Origin of the sequence: Paenibacillus sp. FSL R7-0312 (assembly GCF_038004445.1) — a bacterium.
GTDB lineage: Bacteria > Bacillota > Bacilli > Paenibacillales > Paenibacillaceae > Paenibacillus_AQ.
In genome coordinates this window covers 4,407,097-4,433,798 of sequence record NZ_JBBORE010000001.1, presented here as the reverse complement: position 1 = coordinate 4,433,798, position 26,702 = coordinate 4,407,097, and the positions used below count along the sequence as shown (strand labels likewise).

The window sequence follows — 26,702 nt, the reverse complement described above, 5'->3', positions numbered from 1 at the left end:
TTTCCTCCTGTAACACATTTATTCTGCCAGTTCTTCGTTGTCCAGCACTTCCTCAGTATGATCACAAGAAGTGCATTGCAGCTTTGTTCCCTGTTTGTTGCGCTTCTCTACCATCCAGGAGCCGCAGACAGGACATGGTTTAACCGATGGTCTATCCCAGGATACAAAGTCACAGCCCGGATACTGATCGCAGCCGTAGAAGACACGGCCTTTCTTGCTGCGGCGCTCCACAACCTTACCCTCATGACATTTCGGACAGCTGACTCCGATATCCTTGATGATCGGCTTCGTATTACGGCAGTCCGGGAATCCGGAGCAGGCCAGGAATTTACCGAAACGGCCCAACTTGTAGACCATCGGCTTCCCGCATTTCTCGCATAGCTCGTCGGAAACTTCATCTTCAATCTCAATTTCCTTCATTTCTTCTTCGGCGTAGAGGAGACGTTTCTCAAAAGATTCGTAGAACTGGGCCAGCACTTTCACCCAGTCCTCAGCACCTTCCTCCACATGGTCAAGATCCCCTTCCATATGGGCTGTGAATTCCACATCCAGAATTTCCGGGAAGAACTCTTCCATTTGCTCTATGATTAGCTCACCGAGTTCGGTTGGCATAAACTTCTTCTCTTCAATCGCTACATATCCACGCTTCTGGATCGTCTCCAGTGTTGGCGCATACGTACTCGGACGGCCGATCCCCAGTTCCTCCAGCGTTTTGACCAGACGCGCTTCCGTATATCTTGGAGGCGGCTGAGTGAAATGCTGCTTCGGCTCAATATCATGTTTGGTTAAATCATCGCCGGCCTTAAGCGGCGGAAGATACTTCTCCTCATCCGTTGTGCCGTCATCATTGCCTTCCACGTACACCTTCATGAAGCCCGGGAAAGAAACCTTGGACCCGACGGCTCTGAAAATCGCAGTGCCTGCTGTAATATCCACAGACAGTGTATCAAGCAGGGCGGAAGACATCTGACTGGAAACAAAACGCTCCCAAACCAGCTTATACAGGCGGAATTGGTCACGGCTCAGGAATCCTTTGACCATGTCAGGCTCTCGGAGCGCCGAGGTAGGACGGATCGCTTCATGCGCATCCTGGGCTCCCGCAGCTTTCTTGGAATACTGGCGCGGTGTCTCGGGAACGAACTTCTCACCGTATTTGGAGAGGATCAGCTCCTTAGCTTCTTCCTGGGCCGTAGGAGACAGACGGGTGGAATCCGTACGCATATAGGTAATTAAACCGACAGTGCCTTCCTTGCCCAGCTCAACCCCCTCATAGAGCTGCTGAGCAACAGACATGGTCTTGGATGCGCGGAAGCCCAGCTTACGGGCAGCTTCCTGCTGCAGTGAGCTTGTCGTAAACGGAGCGGAAGGATGCCGTTGTCTTTCCTTCTCTTTTACCTCTTTAACCTGGAAGGCGGAATTTTGAATAGCATCCAATACTTCCTGTACATCGCTCTCCTGGCCCAGCTCTTTTTTATCGCCATTCAGCTTGTGGAACTTGGCTTCGAACAGGGAATCGCGGATGCCCAGCTTCGCAGTAATACTCCAGTATTCCGTGGGAACAAAAGCAGAAATTTCGTTCTCGCGGTCCATTATAATCTTCACTGCTACCGATTGTACCCGTCCTGCGGACAGGCCTTTTTTGACTTTCTTCCATAATAGGGGGCTAATCTTGTATCCGACGAGCCGGTCCAGAATACGGCGGGCCTGTTGGGCATTCACAAGATCCATGTTAATTTTGCGCGGAGTCTTGAATGCATCCTTCACAGCCTGCTTCGTAATCTCATTAAAGACAACCCGGCATTCCTGTGTGTTGTCCAAATCCAGCGCATGCGCCAAATGCCAGGCAATAGCTTCACCTTCGCGGTCCGGGTCAGCTGCGAGATAGACTTTTTTCACTTTTTTGCTGGCATCCTTGAGTTCCTTCAAGATAGAGCCCTTGCCGCGGATTGTTATATATTTGGGGTTGAAATCATTCTCCACTTCCACACCAATCTGACTTTTCGGCAAATCTCTGATATGTCCCATTGATGCCTTTACAATATATTTACTGCCCAGATATTTACCAATCGTTTTTGCTTTTGCCGGTGACTCTACAATAACCAACGCATCTGCCATAGGTTTTCCTCCCAAAAGTTGTAAGCATACATCCTCCTGAACCTGCCCTCAGGCCCGGCCGGAAATCAAGAGTCTATGCTTAACACGGTTACTTCTATATTAAATTACCTTATAAATTGCACCCGGCAATTGTGTTACCGCTTTTTTTATGATTAAAGATAACAGAACTGAATGCAAATGTCCAAAATCCCACCTCGTGGACGCCAGTAGCTCATCGAGTGTAAAGGGGCCTTGATGCAGTATATGGTAAAGGTGTAGCTCCTCACTTGTCAATTTCTTTTCGATTAACCCGTCTCCGGCGAAAGGCCCGGAACCGCTTGCCGAAGACTCTGAAGTACCCTTTCCAGGCAGATAAGCTATGTATTCTTCTACGATATCCGCTGAGCTTGTCACCACCTTCGCACCTTGTTTAATCAGCTCTAATGCGCCTCTGCTCTTGGGCGAGGTTAGCGGACCCGGAACAGCAAACACATCTCTTCCAGCTTCTAGCGCAGCGTCGGCCGTAATCAGGGAACCGCTGCGGCTGTCTGCTTCGACCACCACCGTGCCGAGCGACAGTCCTGCGATAATCCGGTTGCGCTGCGGAAATAACCCGGGATGGCTCGGGGTGCCCAGCGGATATTCGCTTAGCACAAGACCGACACGTGAAATCTGCCGCTCCAGCTCACGGTTCTCAGGCGGATAGACCTTGTCCAGCCCTGTTGCAACCACCGCAATGGTACTTCCGGTTCCCGTTAATGCAGCTTCGTGGCAGACACTGTCAATCCCTCTCGCCAGGCCGCTTATAACCGTGAGACCGGCCGCACTAAGCTGTTCAGCCAGCATTTCACCAATCTTGCGTCCATAGGCAGTCGGCACACGGGTACCAACCATGGCTACAGAAGGACGGGAAGCCAGCTCCAGACGTCCGCGATAATACAAAACCCAAGGCGGCTGGGGTGTTTCCTTTAACTGGACAGGATACCCTTCATCCAGCAAAGTCACCATTGAAACACCGCTTGCTTCCATTAAAGAGCGGCGCTGCAGAATCCATTCTTCATTGAAGAGAGCGTTAAGCCTCGCCGACATTTTGCCTCTGATTCCAGCCCGCTCCCAATCTGTAACGGAACAGGACAACGCTTCATTCGTCAAAAGGCCCGCCTGACGTATTCTGTCCATACTTTTCCAGCCAATGCCTTCTACTTCATTTAAACCGAACAGCAGATCCCGCGTTTCCATATGCACTCTCTCCTATACGGAAGGGCCAGCCTTCCTTATTGATTACATAACCTGCTAAAAAAGACAAAAAAAGCAACCTTTCGCCCCGGCACTCCGGAACAAAAGGTTGCTTACCTTTAAGATGATTATACATGAATCAACGGTAAAAGCAGTGATCTTTGTGTGATTCTACAAGCTGAGCTCTAGTGGGTGGTAAAAGCATTCAGAATGCCGCGTTCCTCAAGCACACTGACGAGCGTAGATCCCATCTCCGCAGGCGTTGGCGCGACTTTGATCCCGCAGGACTCCAGCACAGCGATCTTCTCGCTGGCCGTTCCTTTGCCGCCTGAAATAATCGCTCCGGCATGGCCCATCCGTTTGCCAGGAGGTGCAGTAACGCCCCCGATAAAGCCGACTACAGGCTTTGTCATATTCTCTTTAATCCACAGAGCCGCCTCTTCCTCTGCCGTTCCGCCGATCTCTCCGATCATGATGACAGCTTTGGTGCCCGGGTCATCGTTAAACAGCTTCAGAATATCTATGAACTCCGATCCCTTGACCGGATCTCCGCCGATACCTACAGCCGAAGACTGGCCGATACCACGCTCTGTCAGCTGATGAACAGCTTCATAGGTTAATGTTCCGCTCCGCGAGACAACACCTACATAACCCGGCATATGAATATAACCCGGCATAATCCCGATTTTACATTCTCCTGGCGTGATAACCCCCGGACAGTTAGGACCGATCAATACAGTAGAACGGCCTTCCATATATCTTGATACTTTAACCATATCCAGCACGGGAATGCCTTCTGTGATACAAATGACGAGTTCCATTTCAGCATCCACAGCTTCCATTATGGAATCAGCCGCGAAGGCAGGCGGTACATAGATCACACTGGCGGTTGCACCTGTAGCTGCTTTTGCGGCAACGACCGTATCAAATACCGGGAGACTGGCTTCCGTGCCATTTTCAAGCGTGATCTGAACAAAGGTTCCTCCCTTGCCCGGGGTTACCCCGCCTACCATCTGGGTGCCGTAATCCAGTGCCCCTTTCGTATGAAATAAGCCCGTAGCGCCCGTAATTCCCTGTGTGATGACTTTCGTATGTTTATCTACAAGAATGCTCATGCGTCAGGTCACATCCTCACTTTTATTGTCGAATATTACACCAGAGCAACAATTTTACGGGCACCGTCAGCCATGGAATCGGCAGCAACTATATTCAGTCCCGAACCGGCGAGAATTTCTTTGCCCAGTGCTACATTCGTGCCTTCAAGTCGTACAACCAGCGGCTTCGTTAACCCGAGCTGTCTCGCTGCCTCAACTACACCGGTAGCAATGACATCACAGCGCATGATTCCGCCGAAAATATTAACAAAAATCCCGCTGACCTTATCATCCGAGAGGATGATCTTGAAAGCTTCAGTTACCTTCTCCGTGGTTGCGCCGCCCCCTACATCCAGGAAGTTGGCCGGCTCTCCGCCGTAATATTTAATAATATCCATGGTAGCCATCGCGAGGCCCGCGCCATTCACCATACAGCCGATGTTGCCGTCAAGCGCGATATAGCTAAGATCGTATTTGGAAGCTTCAATCTCTTTGGCATCCTCTTCGTCCAGGTCACGGAGCTCCAGAATATCCTTATGCCGGAACAGCGCGTTAGAATCGAAATTCAGCTTGGCATCGAGCGCCATCACATTTCCGTCAGCCGTTACAACCAGCGGATTAATCTCCGCGATAGAGCAATCTTTATCCACAAAAGCCAGATATAGCGCTTGCATGAACTTGACCGCTTTATTTACCAGCTCTGAAGGTATGGCTATGCTGTAAGCCAGTTTACGCGCCTGGAAGGTCTGTAGTCCCACTGCCGGATCAATGATTTCCTTGAAAATCTTCTCCGGATGTGTGGCCGCCACCTCTTCGATCTCTGTACCGCCTTCCTCGGAAGCCATCATGACTACCCGGCCGGAACCACGGTCTACAACCAGTCCGATATAATACTCTTTAACAATCTGGCAGCCCTCTTCAATCAGCAGCCGCTTCACTACCTTGCCTTCGGGTCCCGTCTGGTGGGTGACCAGCGTCTTGCCGAGGATTTCAGCCGCATAGGCACGAACCTCATCACTGTTCTTCGCCACCTTGACGCCGCCGGCTTTACCGCGTCCGCCTGCATGAATCTGAGCTTTGACTACAACTACCGGTGTACTCAGCGCTGCGGCAGCTTCCACTGCTTCCTCCACTGTATAAGCTACTTTTCCGTTCGGTACGGCTACGCCGTACTTCTTAAGTACTTCTTTTCCCTGATACTCGTGGATATTCATACCGGAAGCCTCCTAAAGTTTTGCGGTGGCCGTGTAGCAGGCAGCCTGCAGCCATTCCGCATTCCGTTTTGATTGTCCAAAGCCGGGTCCAGACCGGTGAAAACTGGCAATATCCCGGCACATGCAGAAAACCGCCGCCTGAATATTAGATCCGCAAACGGTACAGTTTTCTGCTAGTGGCATATAGAACATATTACAGAGTGATATCTATAATTACCTATATGCCAGAATGTGAAACCCAGAATATTGTAACATGTTTTATAAGCGCTTTCCTTAAAAACTTTCACTATTTATACATACATTTTCGCTCGATTTCATGCCGGAATGCGAACGATTGCATTGACTTTGTGTTAATAGACTATTTCGAGTTACTAATATTGCTTTCATGAACACGGGCGAGCAGGTCTTTGAACTGGCCAAGCAGTCCAATAAACTCCTCGGGGGAGAGCATGGTGCCTTCGGCCATTTTACCGGGAATGCACATCGCATCCTGCTGCAGAGCCAAACCTTGTGCGGTTAATGAAATTAACACCTTCCGCTCGTCCTGTAAAGAACGTTCCCGCAGAATCAGGCCTGCAGCCTGCAGTCTCTTAAGCAGCGGAGTCAACGTACCGGAGTCCAGGAACAGAGCTTCACCAAGCTCCTTGACCGTACATTGCCGTCTCTCCCAGAGGACAAGCATAACCAGGTACTGCGAATACGTTAATCCGATCTTGTCCAGGTGAGGCTGGTACAGCTTCGTAAATTCACGCGAACAGGCATAAATCGTAAAGCAGAGCTGATTCTCAAGCATTAGCTCCGGTGGGGTCATAGTTTCTTCTTGCATATCTTCTTCACCTGCCTTTGTGACATTAGTTTATCACAATTCATTCATAATATCATGTTAATAGCGGAAAATAGATTGACTTTTATTTTAATTGTGTTAAATTAAGTTGTGTACAATACAATTTGAAAACGAACGGGAGCGATTTATAATGATGACTATTCAACAGAAAATGTATGAAACAACAGTAAAAGCGGTTGGAGGAAGACAAGGATATATCGAATCTGAAAGTCCTAAGCTGAACCTTACGATCAGCACACCAAGAGAAATGGGCGGAGCCGGCGGTGAAGGCACTAACCCTGAACAGCTCTTTGCAGCAGGCTATTCCGCATGTTTCGACAGCGCACTGAATATGGTGGCCCGTATGGGTAAAATCAAGATTGAGGGCAGTGAAGTAACAGCAACTGTAAGCTTCGGCAAAGTTGAAGACGGCGGCTTCGGCATTGCCGTGAAGATGGATGTTCTGGTCAAAGGCGTAGATCACGAAACTGCAGTCCAGCTGGTTGAAGCGGCTCACGGCGCATGCCCTTATTCCCGCGCAACCCGCGGCAATATTGAAGTTGAACTGAATGTACTGTAAGAAGAAATAGCGATATTTTCTTAGTATTAACACCCTGTCCGGCGGCACCGGACAGGGTGTTTGCCGTTAACCGGCAAACATTATGCTATTGGTGCGTGTTACACTTAACTATCAAAAGAGTTGCTGACGCGCGTTCCCCGGCGGACCAGTTCCCGATCATTTCAGGCTCATGAACAAGATAACACTTCTCAGTCCGCTTCATTCTTCTCACTGCTCACTCAGTATTCCTCCTCTGCCGTCACCTGGCGGTCCAGATTACGGTACTGGACAGCTTCGGCAAGATGCGCAGATCCAATCTCCTCTGCCCCTTCCAGATCAGCGATGGTGCGGGCCAGCTTAATGATCCGGTCATGCGCCCGCATGCTGAGGCCAAGACTCTCCAGAATATGGTTCAGCAGCATACTCTCTTCATGCCTTAGAACTGCGTAACGGCGTAACGCCGCTCCGGAAAGCTCACTGTTCCAGGAGATCGGCAGGTGCTGGTAACGCTTAGCTTGAATAGCCTGAGCCCGCAGAACATCCTCACGCATTCGAGCTGTAGACAACGCCGGCATATTCCGGTCCCATTCTTTCGGGCGGGGGACATCGACCTGCATGTCCATCCGGTCCAGCAGCGGTCCTGAGATTTTGGCGCGGTACTGGGCGATTCGTGCCGGACTGCAGGTACACCGCTGCTGTGAGCTGCCGTTCCCGAGAAACCCGCACATGCAGGGATTCATGGAGCAGGCGAGCAGAAACTGGGCGGGAAATGTGAACGACGCCCTGGCCCTGCTGATGGTCACTACCCCGTCCTCCAGCGGCTGGCGGAGCACCTCAAGTACCGTACGGGAGAATTCAGGCAGCTCGTCCAGAAACAGAATTCCGCGGTGCGCCAGGCTGACTTCTCCCGGCTTCGGTATTCCCCCTCCTCCAATCAGTCCGGCAGCCGAAATCGTGTGATGCGGGGAACGAAACGGGCGGAGTCGCATCAGACCCTCATTGCCGTCCCTCAGCTTACCCGCGGCACTGAATATCTTCATTACCTCCAGCGATTCATCATCGCTCAGGTCAGGAAGAATACCGGGAAGGCGTTTAATCAGCATCGTTTTGCCTGTCCCCGGAGGGCCGATCAAGATGATGTTATGCATTCCGGCAGCAGCAATAGTAAGCGCACGCTTCACGTGATTCTGTCCAATGACATCGCTGTAATCCTCCTTCATCAGATGATCCTCACGGCTCGGCGCAAGAATCTTTCTCCCTTCCGGCTGATATCTCAGATGGTCCAGCGTCATCACCTGAACTGGCGGACGGTTCCTCGGGGATGACTCATTGCTAACCGATACCGGAAAAGGCAACTCTGTCTGCGGCATGGGTAGTTCCTGAACTTCCGAATCCGGAACTTCTGCAGGTAATGGCGGTTCCAGTCCTGGACCTGACTCTTCCATAACCCTAGAAGTAGGCACTCCGGCAGCTGACGGTTTTAATTCGCGCAAATGTCCGGCCGTATATACACGGATTCCCGTAATCAACGCCGCTTCGGCCGCATTTCCCGGTGGTACGAGGACTGCCTGAAACCCTGCCCGGCGCGCTGCCTCTACCATTGATAACACCCCATTCACCGGACGCAGACTGCCGTCCAGCGCCAGTTCTCCGATGAGCAGCATTTTCCCGGCATCCGGCATAATAAGCTGGCCGCTTGTTGTCAGAATCCCCAGGGCGATGGCCAGATCGAACGCCGATCCCTCCTTGCGCAGATCTGCAGGTGCCAGATTGATCGTAACGCGCTGCTGAGGATAGCTGTAGCCGCAGTTTTTAACCGCAGCCCGGACTCTCTCTACTGCTTCCCTCACAGCAGAATCCGGCAATCCGATGATTATCGTCTGCGGAAGCCCGTTCGCCAGATCAATTTCCACGCCGATCATTACGCCTTCAATCCCGTACAAACATGCACTATGCATTTTTCCGTACACAAAAAAACACCTCTCCTCCTGAAATACGCCCGGAACGGGCGTTTATTTCCAAGAAAAAGGGTGCTTCCTCTTTTTTCCGTTAGCTTTATTATGTTGAGTATACCTAAAGCCCCTGCTGTCATGCAAGGACTATTACGCACAAGCCGCTGCACAAATCCCAACTTACATCCAAATTGCATAATTGTGCATATATGACTAGAGAATCAATTTGTTAGCCTTCCTCACTGGCCACAACGGCATCCCTGATCTGTTCAAAGGACAACGGCGCGTAATTCCAGTGCTCTACACAAATGTTAAAATGGCTGTTGCCTTCATATTTCTGTCCATGAATATGGCCATGCACATTTACGTAAGGCATATGCTTGTTCATATACATAGGTTCATGGGAGAGCATAAAAAACTCTTTATAAATGATCGGGTATTCACTGACCTCGTCAAACCCCGCTTCCAGCCACCAATTCCGCCCGCGTCCGCGGTCATGATTCCCGAGAATCAGGATTTTGTAGCCGTTCAGCGCGGAAATGATATTCCGAGTGGCCTCTTGATTCAAGAATGAGAAATCCCCCAGATGAAAAATCTTATCCCCTTTGCCGACCACAGCGTTCCAGCTGGCGATCATCGACTGATCCATCTCCCCAGCACTGCCAAAGGGACGGGATTCGAAATCTATGATCAGCTTATGGCCAAAATGATGATCCGAGGTAAAAAAGACATTAGTCAAAATAGCTCCCCCATTTCAAGTACTTCAGGAATGGTTCATTTATTCCAGTTTCTTTTGGACGAACGCCGATTGACGTCAACCTGAATCAATTCGGCCAAAGGAGGGGTTTCCTCATGCTCAATCAGCCATTGACGCATTTGCTTAATGGCCTCTACTTGACCGTTCCCCTTATCTTTCCAGGTAAGCAGTTCGATGACATTGATGACCAGTGACAACAAGCTACTGTTGCTGCTTTCCGTTTTTTCCGCACGCATTTTATGGAATAAAGCCTCATGCTCCCAGTCAATTAATATCTCTTCCGCTATTGCAGGCCGCATAACGGTAAATGTCTTATTACAGTTGCTGCAGCAGACAACGGATAGTGGCTCTCCGCCCAATTCCGCTACGACTCTGTGCTCGCAATGCTGGCAAGTAAAACTTACCTGTATATCAATCGGTTGATTTCTCACTCGGACAGCCCTCCTCATGGTGACATTAAAAGTTACACTAATGTTTACCCATTTCTTTCGAGAAATGACCCATGGAGTCCATGATATGTCAAGGATAAATAAGCAAAATCGTTGAATACAGGCAAAAAAAGAGCTAAAATGCCTCACGGATATGCCGTAGTGAAGCAATACTTAAATCTCTATTTAGCTGTACGGCGATTACATCAAAGGAAATCACCGCATCATGCAGACCCTGCATATGTAAATACACCTGGGCTGTACTTCTCACCTGGCGGATTTTGCGTTCATCCACTGACTCCTCCGGGGTTCCCTGCACACCAGCCCCGCTCCGGCTGCGCACTTCAATGAAGACAATCCCCTCTTCGTATTCAGCAATAATATCAAGCTCTCCGCTGCGGCAGCGCCAGTTGCACTCCCTGATTATGTATCCCCGGGAGGACAGATACAGACTTGCCGCCTGCTCGGCAGCGGCCCCTTTTTGCCTGCGAGTATAATTCGCCCTGTCCACCCCGTGGCTCACTTCGGTCTCCGTTCCCCGGCAGAACGGTCACTCTGATATACATAACTCAGAATCTCCGCGACCAGCTGGTATAGCTGAGGCGGAATCTGCTGATCGAGATCCAGCTTAGAGAGGACCTCCACCAGCGCGGCATCCTCCTGTACAGCAACCCCGTTTTCTTTAGCTTTTTGCAGAATGATATCGGCTACCGAGCCTTGTCCTTTAGCAACAACAACCGGGGCTTCGCTTTGGCCAGGGATATATTTAAGGGCAACCGCCTTTTTGAGGTTCTGTGAAACCTCATGTTCCGACTCACTCATATGCGGTAATCGACTCCTTTGTAGGAATCCGGAACATAATCGGACTGTTTGGCGGGAGCTGCAGCCGTACTCAGCTCGGGCAACGGCTCCGTGCGCAGGCTGGACAGCTGATATCCTATAGATTCAACCGCTGTTTTAATGTCCTCACGGCGTCCTTCCAGCAGTTCCAGCACCCAGGGTTCATTATTATGCAGCTTAAGGCTGACAATCCGGTCAACGACCTGTACGTCCACCATAGTCTGGCCAAGCTGCTTCATATCCAGGTCAAACCACAGGCGGCAGTTCGCCGCATCCAGCTCGCCTTTGCGGCCGCGACGGGACTGGATATGGACGGAAGCCGTCTCCTGGCCGTCCGGCCCCCGCAGCGGCAGGAACATCGTCACCTGCGCGAACGGCGCGGTGCGGTCTGTATTCAGCAGCAGCTGCTGTCCAGTTAGCTGCTGCACCAGCTGGCCCGCGGCTTCCTTGACCGCGGGCGGGGCCTCGCTGCTGCCGAGAACCTGCAGCAGCACGCCCTTGAGCGTATCGGCGGCATCCTCCGCGCCGCCGGACGCCCCCTGCAGCGCCGCAGCCGGCAGCGCTGCTTCACGCCCGTGCGCGGCTGCGGCAACGCCTCCGCGCACGGCCTGCTGCTCGTGCTCCGCACCGAGCAGCTTCAGCACCCGCCCCACCCACGACTCCGTGTCGGGGGCGGGCGTCATGCTCTGCTGCGGCTGCGCAGCCGCAGCAGAGGCGTCCCCGCGCGGCGCAGCGGGGACTTGCCCTTGCCCCGCCGGTGCTGGCGGGGCGGCATTGCCCTGCGGCGGCTGCGCGGCCGTAGGGGCAGGGCCTTCGCCCGCCGCTCCGGAGGCGGGCGGGGCTGAGGCGAGCTGCGGCAGCGTGCCGCGCAGCTCAGTGAGCACGCCCTGCAGCTTCGCGAGCAGGGCGGTCCCCGATACAGTGCTCTGCGGCTGCGGACCACTGCTTACCTGCGCAGCGGCACCCGCGCCTTCCCGCACGCCTGCGGCTTCGTTCCGGCCAGCCGCAGCAGCTCCCGAGCCTCCCCGCGCTCCTGTGGCCTCGTTCCGGCCAGCCGTAGCCGCTCCCGAACCTACCGGGTCAGTGCTGCCGCTTCCACTGGCCACCCTCGCTCCCGCAGGCGCAGCTCCAGCAGGCTCTGCACCTCCTGCGGACACAGCCTTATTGGCGGACGCCACCTCGGAAATCGGCAGTTTCTGCGCCGGGCCTCCAGGCAGCTCCCCCTCTGCTGCAGCATCTGCATTCAAAGCTGCAGCCGTCTGTACTGGATTGCCTGTTGCTTGCGTATTGCCAGCACTGCCGCTACCATTATTACTCCCAGTGTTGCTTACCATTCCTGATCCAGACTGGGTTTCTAGAGAACCGGCAGTTCCCGAAGGAACATTATTACCTGTAGCGCCAGCTCTCACTGCCGGAAGGTCAGCATCTGCATGGGTTCCCGGCAGCACACCAGCCGTTACCGTACCGGTCGCAGAAGCTTGGGTGCCTCCTGTGAGCACACCTGCCGCAGGTTTATTCCCCCCTGCCGCTTCTGCTCCCTTACCAGCATCACCCTGCTGCGCCCATACGTTCAGCTCAGATTCCAGCGTTGCCAGCAGCTGATGCAGCTTCGGCCCGAATACTGCCTGCTGCAGCCCCTTCACCGTCTCAGCTGTAACCGGCAATCCGCGCTTCACGGAGATGACGGCCGCTTCCAGCCATTCCGAGGCTGGTACACCAGGCGGCTTGGCATTCATGACCGCATCCAGCTTCGCCGCCGTCTCTTTGGTCAATCCCAATCCGCCGGACTGCATCGCCTGAATAATCTCCCGCCCTGCCTTCGAATTCGTAAGGCCAAGCGATTCAATAGCTTCCCCCATACTCTGCGGTGAAGCCAGGGCCGCTTCACCAAGAGAGACCGGCTTCAGCACCGGTAAGCCATTCTCACCGGGTGTACCCACTTGCAGGTTCAGTGTCTGTCCAGGCGTAAGCGGTGTTTCCAGTTCAGCACGGACAGGAGTCCCCTGAATCTGGACCACGGCTTCCTTGCCTGAATCAGACACGCTGAGTACAACGCCGCGAACAACCTGACCTTCCTTAAGCTCTACAGATTTAGGCTCTCCCGCCTTGCTGTCCCCGAGCAAGCCGCGAATGAGTGATCCGATATTCATGTTGTCCGCCTCCTGTCTCTTCTATTTAATATCGGAATTATCTGTCCTTTTGATAACTGCTTATATCCTTAGAACAATGTCTGCTGTTCAGCAAGAATATTACCGATGAAGCTACGCCGGTGCATAGGCGTTACACCCAGCGTCTTAATCTGTTCACGGTGCAGCTTGGTTGCATATCCTTTATGTAATTTAATCCCGTAATCCGGGTATAATTCCTCCCACAAGCCTTCACAGAGCCGGTCGCGTGTAACCTTAGCTACAATCGAGGCGGCAGCAATCGACTGGCTGCTCGCATCCCCCTTGATGATCGAACGCTGCGGCAAAGGCAAGTCCACTTTCTCTGCATCAATCAGCATATAATCGGGCTGCTGGATTAATCCTTCAACTGCCTTGCGCATAGCCAGACGCGAAGCCTGCTTAATATTTATTTCATCGATCACCGTTGATTCTACATGACCTACACTTACCGCCAGTGCCTGATCCATAATAATCTCATACAAGGCGTCACGCTTCTTGGCCGTCAGCTTCTTGGAATCATCCACACCTTCAATAATCAGCCCGGCCGGCAATATTACTGCAGCAGCCACCACATCCCCGAACAAGCAGCCTCGGCCCACTTCATCCACACCTGCAATGTGCTGATAAGACAGCTCCCAGCCTTCTTTTTCATACAACAGCATATCTATTGTGCTCACTTCTACCCACCTGCCAATCAGCAATTTATCCGGTTCCTCTACTAGCCAGCTTAACATACGTGGCCATTACGGTCATCCGTCATTATAATGATTTTTTGACTTGAAGCTCAGCCTTCCCTGCGGTGAACATTTCGATTTCCAGCCGCTGCCCGCCACCAGTTTTCTTGATCTATTCCGCTGTTCGCAGTTGAATTCGGTAAACCAAACCGCCCGCTAGCGCTCGTACAAGACCAAAATTCTCTCTGTTTTTTTCGCTTTCGTTAATTCTCGCTTGTCATTAAATAGTCGGGGTAATTACTGCATCATATCAGTCTCCCGATTAACATTCCTGCACCAAATAAACATTCTCTTCACTATTTCCGCCCCAATCGAAAATTGTTGTATAAAATTGCAGCATTCCCCCTCCTCCAAGCGACTCAACGGGATTATTGTTGTATTTCATACAACAATCCAGCAAAACATCCAGTTATCCATAACCCAAAGCTGCATTAAGTACACCATTTCTCCGCACTCACCCGTTCTCATCTCCAACTCCCGTCCTGCACGCAAAAAAAGAGCCAGTCCACAAACTCGGATGGCTCTTCCATTCCACAATTCAATCTTAAGTTAAGGCGTCTCCAGCGTAAAGCGTCCAAGCTTGCCGGCGCGCAGCTCATGCAGGAGTGCGCGTGAAGCCTTCTCCAGATCTACGCGTCCACCGCTGAGCAGACAGCCCCGTTTACGTCCTACCGCTTCCATCACGGCAACGATTTCGTCCGGGTTTTCCAGATCCTCAGGCAGCTTGTCGATGCCGAAACGCTCCTGGAACCGGCTGCCGTAATCCTTCACCAGATATTTTACCGCATAGAACGCGATATCCTCAATGTTCAGGATTTCTTCTTTGATTGCTCCGGTTACCGCCAGCTTATAGCCTACAACCTGGTCCTCGAACTTCGGCCAGAGGATACCCGGGGTATCCAGAAGCTCCAGATTCCCGCCTGTTTTAATCCATTGCTGGCCCTTGGTGACCCCTGGACGGTCTCCGGTAATCGCGATACTTCTGCCCGCCATCCGGTTAATGAGTGTCGATTTGCCTACGTTGGGAATACCGACGATCAATGCGCGCATTGCCCGCGGGTTGATTCCCCTGGAAATCTGCCGGTCAATCTTTTCCTTCAACAGCAGCTTGACCTGCTCAGGAATCTCCTTAATGCCTGTCCCCGTAGAAGCATCTACAGGGTAGGCAACATGGCCCTGTTCCTTGAAGTAAGCAAGCCACTTGCGCGTTGCTTCCGGATCGGCTAGATCCGCTTTATTCAGTATAATCAGCCTTGGCTTATCCCGCAAAATATCGTCAATCATCGGATTGCGGCTGGAAAGCGGCAGACGGGAATCAAGCAGTTCTATTGCAATATCAATCAGCTTCAGCTTATCCTCAATTTGCCGTCTAGCCTTCGTCATATGACCAGGAAACCATTGAATGGCCATTGCCGTCACCTCCTTTGACTTCTGTCAGCTTAATGGTTAATTAATGTAATATCTTTGACCGGCCAGAAAATAAGGTCCGCACGGCCGACAATATCACCCAGCGGCACATAACCGATCATCCGGCTGTCTGTACTGTCTGAGCGGTTGTCCCCCATCACAAACACGTGTCCTGCGGGCACTGTGCCATCCGTAAAGTCTTCATTAGGGAAGTTCTTATTGTTGTACAAAGAGTTGTTATTATGCGCATCATCAATTGCGCCTTGGATATACGTCTCATTTACCGGTTCGCCGTTCACAGTTACGACATCCCCTTCAACTTTTACCGTATCGCCCGCTACACCGATGACACGTTTAATGAAGTCTCTGCCTTCAGACGGCACATGGAATACGATGACTTCACCACGCTGAGGTTTACGAATATCATAGAGAATTTCATTAACAATAACCCGTTCGCCAGTATGGAAGTTAGGCTTCATGGAAGGTCCATCCACGATAAATGGTTTGAACAAAAGCCAGCGTATTAGTATAACCAGAACCAATGCAATCGCAATCGCTTTAATCCATTCCAGGACTTCATTCTTAGGCTTCTGGGGGCTCTGGCTGTTAGATTCTGTAATCTCTCCTTGCCCTGGCTGCAAATCCTGCTGCATAGTTCACCGTCCTCTCCATATGTTGTTATCTCCACTATACAATACAAAAAAACTCCTGCCAAAAACTCCCCCGCGATTACTCCTTCAGGAGGCCTTTTCGGAGAAGCTGTTCCTAAGGCACATATTTCTTAATTCATTGTTTTGATTACATAGTAAGAATAAACGAAAGGGGCTTGAATTCAAGCCCCTTTCACTTGCCGCTATTCTAGCGACGGATTTCTTTAATTCTTGCAGCTTTACCGCGCAGTTCACGAAGATAGTACAGCTTCGCACGACGAACTTTACCACGGCGAGCCACTTCGATTTTCTCGAGCTTAGGGGAGTTGATTGGGAATGTTCTTTCCACACCAACACCATAAGAGATTTTACGAACTGTAAAAGTCTCACCGATACCACCGCCGCGACGTTTGATTACAACGCCTTCGAACAACTGGATCCGTTCACGAGTTCCTTCGATAACTTTTACATGCACCTTCAAAGTGTCACCCGGGCGAAAACTCGGGATATCTTTGCGAAGTTGCTCTTGCGTAATTGCTTGTAGGATATTCATTTAGGACTTCCTCCTTCCGTACAGGTGTTCTTGCCTCTTCCGGAGAGCCATTGCTCTCCCTCATTATCCGCAGAGGACCACCGTATTCCACACAACAGAAATAATATTATCACAAAAGACAGGCCTATGCAATATATATTTATTCTTCAAAGCGGCAGCATATCTCGTTTCTTCGCCTTAACCTTGCAATCCTTGCAGAGTCCGACCACACTACCGTTATCCTGGGCATAAAAAACCAGTTTGCCGTTTTTCTTCTTACAGGAAGAGCAAAGCTGATCTGCAGTGTTCTGCTTAGCCTTGCGGTGCCCTTCCATAGATATTACGTTGCTGGCTTTAACCATTCTTGGTGCCTCAGACTGCTCCCTGTTCGTCCGGTTGCGGGATATTACATAAACAACTGCACCAACCAACAAAATAATGAAGACCGCCGCATATTGCATTTGGCTCATCCGCTCCTCTGACTTCATCAGTCAAAATAGTAAACAGACCAGGCTCAGCCTTACCTTCTGTGCCGGTCTGTTCCAGATTCCGGTCTTTAGATCTAACGCTAGTTTAACATATTGCTGCATCAAAATGTAGTCAACAGGCTTACTGGACTATGGTCCAGTACAGCAACCCGCCGCCAGCCCGTTATCCATCTATTTTCCATAATATATAATAATGAATATACATAAGCAAATCACTAACCTTCAGGAGGGTATATATATTGAAGAAAAATCACAACACCGCAATTATTGCAGCAGTAGCCGTCTTCTCCATCGCTTTACTGGCCGGATGCAGGGACCTTCCCGGCAAAGAGGCAGCAGATCATCAGCTGGAGCAGCGTCTGTCCGGAAACTTCCAGCAGGAGGCCGCAGAGGCGGTTAAGCAGAGTCTTAGCAAGGCAACGGTCACGCTAGGAGATGCAGTCCAGACAACAACGGATAGGATTGAACAAAACATTATTGATGAGGGCATCAGCAGGGAATTCTCCACGTCCCTACCGGCGGGTTCAGCTACTGAATTTAAGCTTGATAATGTTCTGGGTGAAATCACCTTAGTTCCCGCATCCGGGGACGAGATTGTTGTCAAAGCCACCGTCGTTGTCCATGAACGTACATCTAACGACGACGCCTCCAAGGTACTTGACCACGCTGAAGTATCGATTGAACATAAAAGTGGCGTGCTGACCGTCTCTACTCACGGAGAGAATAGTCCGAAGAAGAATCTCTGGGACTGGTCACAGAAGGAATACGGGCATTCAGACTTCAGTATTAATTATGTAGTTGAGCTTCCGGATACAGTGAACCATATTGAGATCAATAATAATGTAGGCTCCACACAGCTTCGCGGTATGCAGGGTACCTTTGATATCGTCAGCAATATCGGAAGCATCATCCTTCAGGATACTGTTTTTACAGGCAAATCTTCTATTAAGTCAAATACAGGAAGTATCGAGCTTGGTATTTCCGGTATGGATAGCGGCAGCAGTCTTAAAGCTACAAGCGATATAGGTAAAATATCCGCCGATCTCGCCAGTTCAGTGCAATGTACTGTGGAAGCTGAGAGTGAGCTTGGTCATATAGCCGGCGCTTCCGGCGGCAAGCAGGATTATAACGGTGGCGGTCCGCTGGTAACACTAACAACCCAGATTGGAGCAATATCCGTTAATAACTAGACATTCCTTATGGATTTGGATCAAATATTCTCTTCGGCTCTGGCAGCCGGTACACAAAAAGTGGGCGTTCCTGTTTTCCAGGAGCCCACTTTTTAATTTGTGCTATGATCAGATCAGCGCAATGGCCAGCAATGTAAATAGGCTGAGTGTAAGGATTTCGCTGCCATAACCGAAGTACCCTCCATAATAATTCCCCGCGCCCCCCGGATAGAATGCCGAAGTTTTCATTTTGCCGTTGCCTTTTGTTTTCAGGTACACATTGTTCTGGTCCACATCCACAATAACCCCTTCATGACGTTTGCCGTCAGTGGTCAAAATGCGCACCCGCTTATTTTTGCAATGGAGACAATTATAATAAGCTTCCATCTGCTGATTCCTCCTCAATCGTATTTCTGTATCTTATGAGGGGAGGGATAAGCCGGCAACGGCAATCGCCATGAGGCAAATGTCTATAATTATATTAGCTGTGAATTCAAGAACTTGTGAACATTGTGTATCATTTTCCGAAGAAAAGGGGTATTATTAAGATAATAATACGAATTGAAGCGCTTACGATTGTGAACAATAATCTACAATTCATAAGGAGGCAGGAATCATGAGCACAGCAGGCAGACGTTTCATTAATGAAGGAGTACTTCGTATCGCCTGGTTCATCATATTCACATCGCTCACCTACACGGTGCGCAATTATACTTGGGCTATAGTACTGCTTATGGTTGTTGCTGTATATTCGCTGGTCACCGGGATCATCATGCTTACCCGCCAGGATAGGGATAGGGACAGGGGTAGAGCTTAACCGGCGTTAATCGCATAAAAGTTAAAAACACTTCCACAGAGCTAACCGCCCTGACGGAAGTGTTTTTTTTGGATCGGAGTAACAGGATTCGAACCTGCGGCCTCATCCACCCCAAGGATGCGCGCTACCTGGCTGCGCTATACCCCGACAGCTATGTATGCTTGCCTACGAAATAAGATACGCACCCTCTTTTAACATTATGCCGGAAGGCGGTTACTTCCTGTTTATTTTTATATATACCGCAGAATTATTTTACTTTCAAGTACCTTATATATTTATTTTTTAAACTATTATTCAAATTTTATGGATTTTTCATATAAGCTATGCTATACTCTTGGCACAAGGAAAGGAGGTGCGTTCACATCAAGCATGACATGCTGAACGTATCCCTTACCCGGACCAACGGCTGAATCACTGGCCCTGGTGGCGCGGGATACGGATCAAAGTAACAAACTAGCGCCTCGGGTAAAAAGACCGTCTACGGACGGTCTTTTTTTATGGGATCAGAATGTAGACGGGTTATTTTACGTCTATAGACCTGTTCCTCTATAATCCATCACAAAATAAATAACCGCTAAAGCCAGCGTACCTTAGGTCCGTCTGTCTTTAGCGGTTATTTGTGTGCTCTGCTACAGTATCACTGAGCCTATTGAACCTGCTGCCAGGGTCTTGTTCATTCCTTGAGTTAGAGGGTTACGATTTACGATTCTTATAGAAATCAATAATATCGCTTACTGTGCGGAGCGGCTCCGCCTCCTTGTGGACAGTGTCCACGGCTGGCTTGAAGGGTTCATACGTATTCGTAGTCACTTTCAGTCATTCCTTTCGATAATTAAGCTAGCTGCGTCTAATGCTGCATGTATGATCGCGGCACCTCTATTCATTACCCTAAAAAAAGGGCATTAACGCACATTTGCTCTTATTTTTTGTGTGAATCTTCTGTGTCTGCTAATTTGTTCTATGGATTTGATCAGTCTCCACTTCTCAGCACATAACAAAAAACGCCTCCCTAACGTAATATACGTTAAAAAGACGCTATCTATGACTCTTCTCCGGGCCCAAATTTCATTTATTTGTTATTCAGGCTTGCCTGCTCCTGCAGCCGCTTCAGTGTCAGCTTATCTTTCGCAGAAAGCTCTGCTGTCTCCAGCAGATCCGGTCTGCGCTCAAGTGTGCGCTGCAGCGCCTGCTCGCGCCGCCATACCTCAATGTTGGCATGATGTCCGCTCAGAAGCATATCAGGCACCTTCCAGCCGCGGAATTCCGCAGGACGGGTATAATGCGGATATTCCAGCAGCCCCGTGCTGAAGGAGTCCGTTACTGCAGAGGTCTCGTTACCCAGTGCCCCCGGCTGCAGCCGCACTACCGAGTCAATGACGGTCAGGGCAGGCAATTCGCCGCCAGTCAGTACATAGTCGCCAATTGATAGCTCGTCCGTCACCAGATGCTCGCGGATCCGCTCATCGTAGCCTTCATAATGGCCGCAGATGAATATCAGATGCTGCTCCTGCGCCAGCTCCTCGGCGATCTGCTGATTATACGTCTGGCCCTGCGGACACATGAGAATTATCCGGGGCTTCGCCGGCGGGTCTATAGCGGATTCAGCCGCACCTGCTTCAGCGCTGGTCCAGGCCAGCACATGCTCTACCGCCGCAAAGATCGGGTCTGGCTTAAGCACCATCCCCCCGCCTCCGCCATACGGCGTATCATCTACGCTGTTATGCTTGTTTCCTGAGAAATCACGGAAGTTCACGGCATTCAGCGATACGATGCCTTTGTCACGGGCTTTGCCGAGTATGCTTGTGCCGAATACACCTTCACACATCTCCGGAAAGAGTGTCAGCACATCAATCCGGATCATGGAAGCAGCCCTTCCATAATGTGCACCGTGATTTTTTTGGCCTCGATATCGACGTCAAGTACTACATCATTGATGACCGGAATCAGAATATCCTGGCCTTTGGCCGGCTTCACCACCCAGACGTCATTGGCACCCGGCTGCAGAATTTCCGTGATTGTACCCAGCGGCTGGCTGGCGTCTTCATCGGTGTACACTTCACAGCCAACGATTTGGTGGAAGTAATATTCATTCTCCGGCAGCTCCACCAGGTCATCGCTTGGCACTTTAAGCATACTGCCCTTATATTTCTCAACCTCATTAATATTGGTATAGCCCTTCAGCTTGGCTATATACATACCTTTGTGTTCTTTCGCGGATTCTACGGTCACCTCAAATCTCGGGCTTCCGTCCGCCGGAATCAGCAGCAGCTTTTTGCCGGGTGCAAAGCGCACTTCCGGGAAATCGGTATGTGACAGGATTTTGACCTCTCCGCGGATACCGTGGGTATTCACCAGTCTGCCTACTGTTAACTCTTCCGTCATGTGATCCTCTCCTTTGACAAAGTTTCGAACTTTATATATTTCAACAAAAAGGAGCCGGGATATACTATCCCTAGCCCCTCATTGTACGCACACTTAAGATAAAATATCTACGGTAACGCGTTTATCGCTCTTGACTGCTGCAGATGTAACTACGGTACGAAGCGCTTTGGCGATCCGCCCCTGCTTGCCGATGACCTTACCGACATCATCAGGATGTACGGAGAGCTCATAGACAATCAGGTGATCCTTCTCCACGGTCCGTACGGTCACATCCTCTGGATGATCCACTAAAGCCTTAGCAATAACACCAACTAATTCTTCCATAGAGGACCCTCGCAATCAGTCATTATTTCTGTTGCTTCAGCTCATGGAACTTCTTCATCACGCCAGCCTTGGAAAGCAGGTTGCGGACGGTATCAGATGCTTGTGCACCTGTTTGAAGCCATTTAAGAGCTTTTTCCTCATCAATCTTAACGATTGCCGGTACTTCAATCGGATTATAATAACCGATTTCCTCGATAAAACGACCGTCACGAGGGGACCGGGAATCGGAAACCACTACACGGTAGAAAGGCGCTTTATGTGCTCCCATTCTTTTCAAACGAATACGTACTGCCACGAAATTCACCTCCTTATAAGAATATCGGAAATTTGGAAACGGTTTGGGAAACCCTTTTCGATCCCTCCCAAACCCTCCCTTCCAAGGGAGGGCCCCAAGGGCTCTGCCCTCTGGACACCCGGCTAAGTGCAACTAGCGTAGGCGTTCAGACTGGCGGGACCTTGAGATGTTGGAGCAGGAACGCTTTTCTTCCCTGCGGGATACGCTTGACTGCGGCGTTACCTTGATACAGGGTAAAGATTTTAAGATCAAGAGATTAAGATCAAGAGATTAAGATCAAAACCCTTACGATCATCTGATGTTGTACTATGTCTGATCTATAAAGAACAAAACCCTTGCGATCATCTGATGTTGCACTATATCTGATCTATGGTAAACCTTATTAAGATTAACGGAAAGGGAACTTCATACCGCCCTTGCCGCCAAGGCCTTTAAGCTGCTTCATAGCGTTCTTCTTGCCGCCCTTGCCTCCGCCGCCCATCATGCCGGAGAACTGCTTCATCATCTTGCGCATTTCATCGAACTGCTTGATGAGCCGGTTAACCTCGGCGACGTTGGTACCGCTGCCGGCAGCGATACGCTTGCGGCGGTTATGGTTGATGATCTCAGGCTGGGCCTTCTCGGCCTTGGTCATGGAATGAACAATGGCTTCGACGCGTCCCATCTGCTTATCGTCAACCTTCAGATCCTTCATGCCCTTGGCTTTGTTCATGCCAGGCAGCATATCAAGAATCTGGTCGATCGGACCAAGCTTCTTGACCTGATCCATCTGCTCCAGGAAATCATCGAACGTAAATTCCGCATTACGCATCTTACGTTCCATTTCCTTCGCTTTCTCGGTGTCGATATTGGCCTGAGCCTTCTCGATCAGCGACAGCATGTCGCCCATGCCGAGGATCCGTGATGCCATACGTTCCGGATGGAACGGCTCCAGTGCATCGATCTTCTCGCCAAGAGCGGCGAATTTGATCGGGCAGCCGGTTACAGCCTTGACGGACAACGCGGCACCACCACGGGTGTCACCATCAAGCTTCGTCAGCACTACGCCGGTAAGCTCCAGCTGTTTGTTGAAGCTGTCAGCCACATTCACGGCATCCTGACCGGTCATGGCATCGACTACAAGCAGCACTTCGTCAGGAGTTACGACGTTATGTATCTGCTTCAGCTCTTCCATCAGCTCTTCATCAATATGCAGGCGGCCTGCAGTATCGATAATGACATAATCAAGGTTGTTGTCCTTCGCATGCTGAACACCTTGTCTGGCAATTTCCACCGGACTTGTCTGATCACCCAGCGAGAAGACCGGAACCTTGATTTGCTCTCCCAGCACCTGCAGCTGCTTGATCGCCGCAGGACGGTAGATGTCAGCCGCTACGAGCAGCGGGCGGTGATTGCCCTTCTGCAGCAGCTTCGCCAGCTTGCCCGAAGTGGTTGTCTTACCCGCACCTTGCAGACCTGTCATCATAATGACGGTCGGCGGCTTGTTCGACTTCGCCAGCTTCGCCTGGCTTCCGCCCATCAGCTCAGTCAGTTCCTTATTAACGATGTCGATAATGACCATGCCTGGCGTGAAGCTGTCCATCACTTCCTTGCCGACGGACTTCTCTTTCACCTTGGACACGAAGTCCTTGACGACTTTGAAGTTAACATCGGCTTCCAGAAGGGCCAGCCGCACTTCGCGCATGGCTTCGTTAACGTCTTCTTCGGACACTTTCCCTTTGCCGCGCAGTTTGCTGAACACATTCTGCAATCTTCCGGTTAAACCTTCAAATGCCATATGCGGCTTGCTCCCTTCATGCTACTCTAACCTCTGCAAACGATCCACGATGTCCGTGAACCGCAGTTTATATTGCTCAGGCAGCATCCCATTGTCCGGCAGTCTGCGCAGTTCTTCTAAATATCTGTTGCGGTCTTCATGTTTGGACAGCAGTCCAAGCTTCTCTTCGTAATTCTCAAGAACTTGCTCTGCCCGCTTAATATGCTCATACACAGCTTGACGGCTGATTTCAAATTCCGCTGCGATCTCACCCAGGGAGAAATCATCGTGGAAATAATATTTGAGAAACGTTTGCTGCTTGTCAGTAAGCAGCCGTTCGTAGAAAGCAAATAACAGGTTGATCCGGTTGGTTTTCTCGAGCCTATTCTCCTGACTCATTAAGGGCACTCCCTTCGTCAAGGAAAAACACTTTACAGCTTCACAACGTCCCTTATGATACCGAAAACAAAGAAAGATGTCAAGCCTTTTTGCTTGTCATCTTTTTCTTTGCCCGAAACCGGCATTTCGGAGGTAAATTCCGGCCTGCTTAGTGAATCGGCAGGATGTATATGAATACAACGAAGAAGTGAAGAATCGTCCCTGCAAGCACGAACAAATGCCAGATGGCATGATGGTACGGGAAGCCGCGCCACACATAAAAAACTGTGCCAAGCGTATACAGCAGACCGCCTACCATCAACAGAGTCATGCCGCCGCTGGCTACAACCTCAGACAGAGGGCTCCAGGCGATCACGATCATCCAGCCCATGGCGATGTAGAATATGGTCGACATGAACAGGAATTTTTTGACGAAAAACGCTTTGAAAAAGACGCCGAATACCGCTACTCCCCAGGCGATTCCGAATAAAGTCCAGCCCAGCGGCCCCCGGATCGCCACCAGCATAAAGGGTGTATACGTTCCGGCGATAAACAAATAAATCGAGGAGTGGTCGAGGAATTCAAAGAAGTCCTTCGCCTTGCCGTCCCTGAGACTATGCACCATTGTTGAATTAAAATACAGCAGCAGCATAGTTACCCCATATATGGAGAAACTGACAACATGCCAGGCCGTACCATTCTGGACAGCATATACGACCAGCAGAACCAGCGCAGCAATACTTAATACTGCACCAATCCCGTGTGTAATCGCGTTCGCAACCTCTTCCTTGCGGCTGTAAGTGTGAGTATTAGCCATCCCACTATTCCTTCCATTTGCGGTTTCCTTCTATTATAGCTCTTTCCCTGAGGTCCTTCCAGCTTACGGCAGCCGCAAGGAATACTTATCCGTTTACAGCTTGTACAGGTCAGTGTACTTTGCTTCCAGATAATCCGCCAGATAATCCGGATTCAGCGGCTCCCCTGTTACCTGCTCGATAATCTGCGAGGGTGTCAGGCTCTGACCGTAGCGGTAGATTTTGTCGGTGAGCCATTCTTTAATCGGCAGCAGGTTTCCGGCAGCAATCAGCTCCTCGAACTCCGGAAGCTCCTTGCGCAGCGTATTGAGCATTTGGGCTGCGTACATGTTGCCCAGTGAATAAGAAGCGAAATATCCGAAGTCTCCTCCCGACCAGTGAACATCCTGCAGCACGCCAAGCGCATCCGTAGGAGGGGTTATGCCGAGATATTCCTGATACTTCGCGTTCCAGGTCTTCGGCAGATCCTTCACTTCAAGCCCTTCATTGAAAATAAGCTTCTCGATTTCGTAGCGAACAATAATATGCAGGTTGTATGTCAGCTCATCGGCTTCGATGCGTATGAAGGAATTGCCAACACTATTGATGGCGCGGTAGAAATCCTCCATCTCCACATTGGCAAGCTGTTCCGGGAAATGCTGCTGCAAATCACCGTAGTAACGCTGCCAGAAGGCCCGGCTGCGGCCGATCATATTCTCCCATAGTCTGGACTGGGACTCGTGAATCCCCATGGATGCGCCTTGAGCCAGCGGTGTACCCATAATCTCTTGACCGAAATTCTGCTCGTACAGGGCATGTCCGCCTTCATGCAATGAGCTGAAGATCGAACTGGTCACATTATCCAGCAGATAATTTGTTGTGATGCGCACATCGCCGGGATTCAGGCCCGTAGCGAACGGATGCACACTTTCATCCAGACGTCCTGCCTCAAAGTCGTAGCCCATCTGCTCAAGCAGGAAGAGGCCGAACTTCTCCTGCTGCTCTTTGGGGAAAATCTGACTAAGGAATTCCGTATCCGGCTTGTTCGGCGACGCACTGATCGCTTCGGCAAGAGGAACAAGACGGCTGCGTAGACGGCTGAAGATGTCGTCCACTTTGGCCACCGTCAGATCCGGTTCATACATATCCAGCAGCGTATCATAACGTGAGCCTTCTACTCCCCAATAATCGATGAACTCCTGTTTGAACTCAACAATCTTGGTCAGGTAAGGCTCGAAGGAGGCAAAATCATTGTTATCCTTGGCTTCTTCCCAGATGGTCTGGGCATGGGCGGTCAGGACAGAGTACTCCTCGAATTTTTTGGAAGGAATGCTCTTACTGCGGCTGTACTCCTTGCGGGTATCCTTCACGATCTTGTTCTCATTATCGCTTAACTGGCTCATCACTTCCGGACGGCTGAAGAATTCGGTAAAAGCACCGATCTCCTCCGATACCTGCAGTTTGAACGCTTCTGCACTCAGCATGCCAAGCGTGGCTGATCGCATCTCCACACCTTTACGCGGCGCACCTGTACGCAAATCCCAGCCCAGGAGCCCAATAGCTTCATAATAACCTCTGATTTTGGATAATAGCTCTTTAAATTTATCCCACTCTTCTTTGACCAATTGTTCCATTGGTTGAGCACCTGCCCTTGTCTAATTTATCCACTCCTCTTGATGATACTTTTATTAATGGCTATAATCAAATTCAGAATAGACATCTTCAATTTGAAATACTTATATTCTAATGAATACAGTGAACCCGGGGAATTCTGATTACTGACTTTAAGTTCGCGGCAAGAAGATGTAGAA

28 protein-coding genes and 1 tRNA gene are annotated in these 26,702 nt (G+C 50.4%); 3 read left to right on the top strand and 26 right to left on the bottom strand.

What is annotated here, in order from left to right; genetic code table 11:
• Window positions 1-18 precede the first annotated feature (18 nt).
• The 5 genes from topA to MKX70_RS19355 all read right to left on the bottom strand — a co-directional run bounded on the left by topA (window position 19) and on the right by MKX70_RS19355 (window position 6,464).
• Window positions 19-2,115 carry a type I DNA topoisomerase gene (gene topA / locus MKX70_RS19375; RefSeq protein WP_042237164.1) on the bottom strand — a complete coding sequence of 699 codons (2,097 nt, stop codon included), beginning with the start codon at window positions 2,113-2,115 and terminating at the stop codon, window positions 19-21.
• Window positions 2,116-2,214: 99 nt separating this feature from the next.
• Window positions 2,215-3,333, bottom strand: coding sequence for a DNA-processing protein DprA (gene dprA, locus MKX70_RS19370; protein WP_197072943.1), 1,119 nt, complete (start codon window positions 3,331-3,333; stop codon window positions 2,215-2,217).
• Window positions 3,334-3,515: 182 nt separating this feature from the next.
• Window positions 3,516-4,445: a succinate--CoA ligase subunit alpha gene (gene sucD, locus MKX70_RS19365; RefSeq protein ID WP_039295139.1), complete on the bottom strand. Its 930-nt coding sequence runs from the start codon at window positions 4,443-4,445 to the stop codon at window positions 3,516-3,518.
• 35 nt (window positions 4,446-4,480) lie between these two features.
• A complete protein-coding gene (gene sucC / locus MKX70_RS19360) occupies window positions 4,481-5,638 on the bottom strand; it encodes an ADP-forming succinate--CoA ligase subunit beta (protein WP_039295138.1) in 1,158 nt (385 codons plus the stop codon).
• Between the two features lie 358 nt (window positions 5,639-5,996).
• Window positions 5,997-6,464 (bottom strand): MarR family winged helix-turn-helix transcriptional regulator, encoded by a 468-nt coding sequence (locus tag MKX70_RS19355; protein WP_042214920.1) that lies wholly within the window; start codon window positions 6,462-6,464, stop codon window positions 5,997-5,999.
• A gap of 148 nt (window positions 6,465-6,612) precedes the next feature.
• Between MKX70_RS19355 and MKX70_RS19350 the strand changes: the two genes are divergently transcribed.
• Window positions 6,613-7,041, top strand: coding sequence for an organic hydroperoxide resistance protein (locus tag MKX70_RS19350; protein ID WP_042214922.1), 429 nt, complete (start codon window positions 6,613-6,615; stop codon window positions 7,039-7,041).
• A gap of 218 nt (window positions 7,042-7,259) precedes the next feature.
• Here the strand turns inward: MKX70_RS19350 and MKX70_RS19345 are convergent, their stop codons facing one another.
• The 11 genes from MKX70_RS19345 to MKX70_RS19295 form a co-directional block, all read right to left on the bottom strand.
• Window positions 7,260-8,990, bottom strand: coding sequence for a YifB family Mg chelatase-like AAA ATPase (locus MKX70_RS19345; protein WP_340840522.1), 1,731 nt, complete (start codon window positions 8,988-8,990; stop codon window positions 7,260-7,262).
• A gap of 211 nt (window positions 8,991-9,201) precedes the next feature.
• Window positions 9,202-9,711 carry a phosphoesterase gene (locus MKX70_RS19340; RefSeq protein WP_340785314.1) on the bottom strand — a complete coding sequence of 170 codons (510 nt, stop codon included), beginning with the start codon at window positions 9,709-9,711 and terminating at the stop codon, window positions 9,202-9,204.
• Window positions 9,712-9,746: 35 nt separating this feature from the next.
• Window positions 9,747-10,160 (bottom strand): hypothetical protein, encoded by a 414-nt coding sequence (locus MKX70_RS19335; protein ID WP_340785311.1) that lies wholly within the window; start codon window positions 10,158-10,160, stop codon window positions 9,747-9,749.
• 133 nt (window positions 10,161-10,293) lie between these two features.
• Window positions 10,294-10,680, bottom strand: a complete 387-nt coding sequence (locus tag MKX70_RS19330; RefSeq protein ID WP_340785309.1) for a YraN family protein — start codon at window positions 10,678-10,680, stop codon at window positions 10,294-10,296.
• Window positions 10,677-10,979, bottom strand: coding sequence for an EscU/YscU/HrcU family type III secretion system export apparatus switch protein (locus MKX70_RS19325; protein ID WP_340785305.1), 303 nt, complete (start codon window positions 10,977-10,979; stop codon window positions 10,677-10,679). The genes MKX70_RS19330 and MKX70_RS19325 overlap by 4 nt, the downstream gene beginning before the upstream one ends.
• Window positions 10,976-13,147 (bottom strand): DNA ligase, encoded by a 2,172-nt coding sequence (locus tag MKX70_RS19320; RefSeq protein WP_340840521.1) that lies wholly within the window; start codon window positions 13,145-13,147, stop codon window positions 10,976-10,978. Before MKX70_RS19320 ends, MKX70_RS19325 begins: the two co-directional genes overlap by 4 nt.
• 68 nt (window positions 13,148-13,215) lie before the next feature.
• Entirely contained in the window at window positions 13,216-13,827 is a 612-nt protein-coding gene (locus MKX70_RS19315; protein WP_231575431.1) for a ribonuclease HII, read from the bottom strand.
• 621 nt (window positions 13,828-14,448) lie between these two features.
• Window positions 14,449-15,309, bottom strand: coding sequence for a ribosome biogenesis GTPase YlqF (ylqF, locus tag MKX70_RS19310; RefSeq protein WP_039309356.1), 861 nt, complete (start codon window positions 15,307-15,309; stop codon window positions 14,449-14,451).
• 29 nt (window positions 15,310-15,338) lie between these two features.
• The gene (gene lepB, locus MKX70_RS19305) at window positions 15,339-15,959 is read right to left on the bottom strand and encodes a signal peptidase I (RefSeq protein ID WP_042237180.1); all 621 of its coding nucleotides are present in this window, start codon (window positions 15,957-15,959) and stop codon (window positions 15,339-15,341) included.
• A 205-nt stretch (window positions 15,960-16,164) separates the two neighbouring features.
• Window positions 16,165-16,509: a 50S ribosomal protein L19 gene (rplS, locus tag MKX70_RS19300; protein ID WP_039309361.1), complete on the bottom strand. Its 345-nt coding sequence runs from the start codon at window positions 16,507-16,509 to the stop codon at window positions 16,165-16,167.
• Between the two features lie 146 nt (window positions 16,510-16,655).
• Complete coding sequence (locus MKX70_RS19295) at window positions 16,656-16,949, bottom strand: hypothetical protein (protein WP_042237181.1); 294 nt, start codon at window positions 16,947-16,949, stop codon at window positions 16,656-16,658.
• A 266-nt stretch (window positions 16,950-17,215) separates the two neighbouring features.
• Here MKX70_RS19295 and MKX70_RS19290 point away from each other — a divergent pair, with 266 nt between their 5' ends.
• Window positions 17,216-18,166: a hypothetical protein gene (locus MKX70_RS19290; protein WP_042237182.1), complete on the top strand. Its 951-nt coding sequence runs from the start codon at window positions 17,216-17,218 to the stop codon at window positions 18,164-18,166.
• Between the two features lie 108 nt (window positions 18,167-18,274).
• On the opposite strand, the gene MKX70_RS19285 is transcribed toward MKX70_RS19290, so the two are convergent.
• Window positions 18,275-18,532 (bottom strand): hypothetical protein, encoded by a 258-nt coding sequence (locus MKX70_RS19285; RefSeq protein ID WP_042237183.1) that lies wholly within the window; start codon window positions 18,530-18,532, stop codon window positions 18,275-18,277.
• A 229-nt stretch (window positions 18,533-18,761) separates the two neighbouring features.
• Between MKX70_RS19285 and MKX70_RS19280 the strand changes: the two genes are divergently transcribed.
• A complete protein-coding gene (locus MKX70_RS19280) occupies window positions 18,762-18,962 on the top strand; it encodes a hypothetical protein (RefSeq protein ID WP_042237184.1) in 201 nt (66 codons plus the stop codon).
• Window positions 18,963-19,031: 69 nt separating this feature from the next.
• On the opposite strand, the gene MKX70_RS19275 is transcribed toward MKX70_RS19280, so the two are convergent.
• The 9 genes from MKX70_RS19275 to MKX70_RS19235 form a co-directional block, all read right to left on the bottom strand.
• A tRNA-Pro gene (locus tag MKX70_RS19275) sits at window positions 19,032-19,110 on the bottom strand.
• 921 nt (window positions 19,111-20,031) lie between these two features.
• Window positions 20,032-20,820, bottom strand: a complete 789-nt coding sequence (gene trmD, locus MKX70_RS19270) for a tRNA (guanosine(37)-N1)-methyltransferase TrmD (RefSeq protein WP_042242748.1) — start codon at window positions 20,818-20,820, stop codon at window positions 20,032-20,034.
• Window positions 20,820-21,344, bottom strand: a complete 525-nt coding sequence (gene rimM / locus MKX70_RS19265) for a ribosome maturation factor RimM (RefSeq protein ID WP_042237185.1) — start codon at window positions 21,342-21,344, stop codon at window positions 20,820-20,822. The genes trmD and rimM overlap by 1 nt, the downstream gene beginning before the upstream one ends.
• 93 nt (window positions 21,345-21,437) lie before the next feature.
• On the bottom strand, window positions 21,438-21,668 hold the full coding sequence (locus MKX70_RS19260; RefSeq protein ID WP_019910364.1) for a KH domain-containing protein: 231 nt from the start codon (window positions 21,666-21,668) through the stop codon (window positions 21,438-21,440).
• A gap of 22 nt (window positions 21,669-21,690) precedes the next feature.
• Window positions 21,691-21,963: a 30S ribosomal protein S16 gene (rpsP, locus tag MKX70_RS19255; RefSeq protein ID WP_039309374.1), complete on the bottom strand. Its 273-nt coding sequence runs from the start codon at window positions 21,961-21,963 to the stop codon at window positions 21,691-21,693.
• 388 nt (window positions 21,964-22,351) lie between these two features.
• A complete protein-coding gene (gene ffh / locus MKX70_RS19250; protein WP_042138192.1) occupies window positions 22,352-23,740 on the bottom strand; it encodes a signal recognition particle protein in 1,389 nt (462 codons plus the stop codon).
• Window positions 23,741-23,761: 21 nt separating this feature from the next.
• Window positions 23,762-24,118 (bottom strand): putative DNA-binding protein, encoded by a 357-nt coding sequence (locus MKX70_RS19245; RefSeq protein WP_039309377.1) that lies wholly within the window; start codon window positions 24,116-24,118, stop codon window positions 23,762-23,764.
• 148 nt (window positions 24,119-24,266) lie between these two features.
• Window positions 24,267-24,914, bottom strand: a complete 648-nt coding sequence (trhA, locus tag MKX70_RS19240; RefSeq protein ID WP_042237186.1) for a PAQR family membrane homeostasis protein TrhA — start codon at window positions 24,912-24,914, stop codon at window positions 24,267-24,269.
• 93 nt (window positions 24,915-25,007) lie between these two features.
• Complete coding sequence (locus tag MKX70_RS19235; RefSeq protein ID WP_042237188.1) at window positions 25,008-26,525, bottom strand: carboxypeptidase M32; 1,518 nt, start codon at window positions 26,523-26,525, stop codon at window positions 25,008-25,010.
• Between the last annotated feature and the right edge of the window lie 177 nt (window positions 26,526-26,702).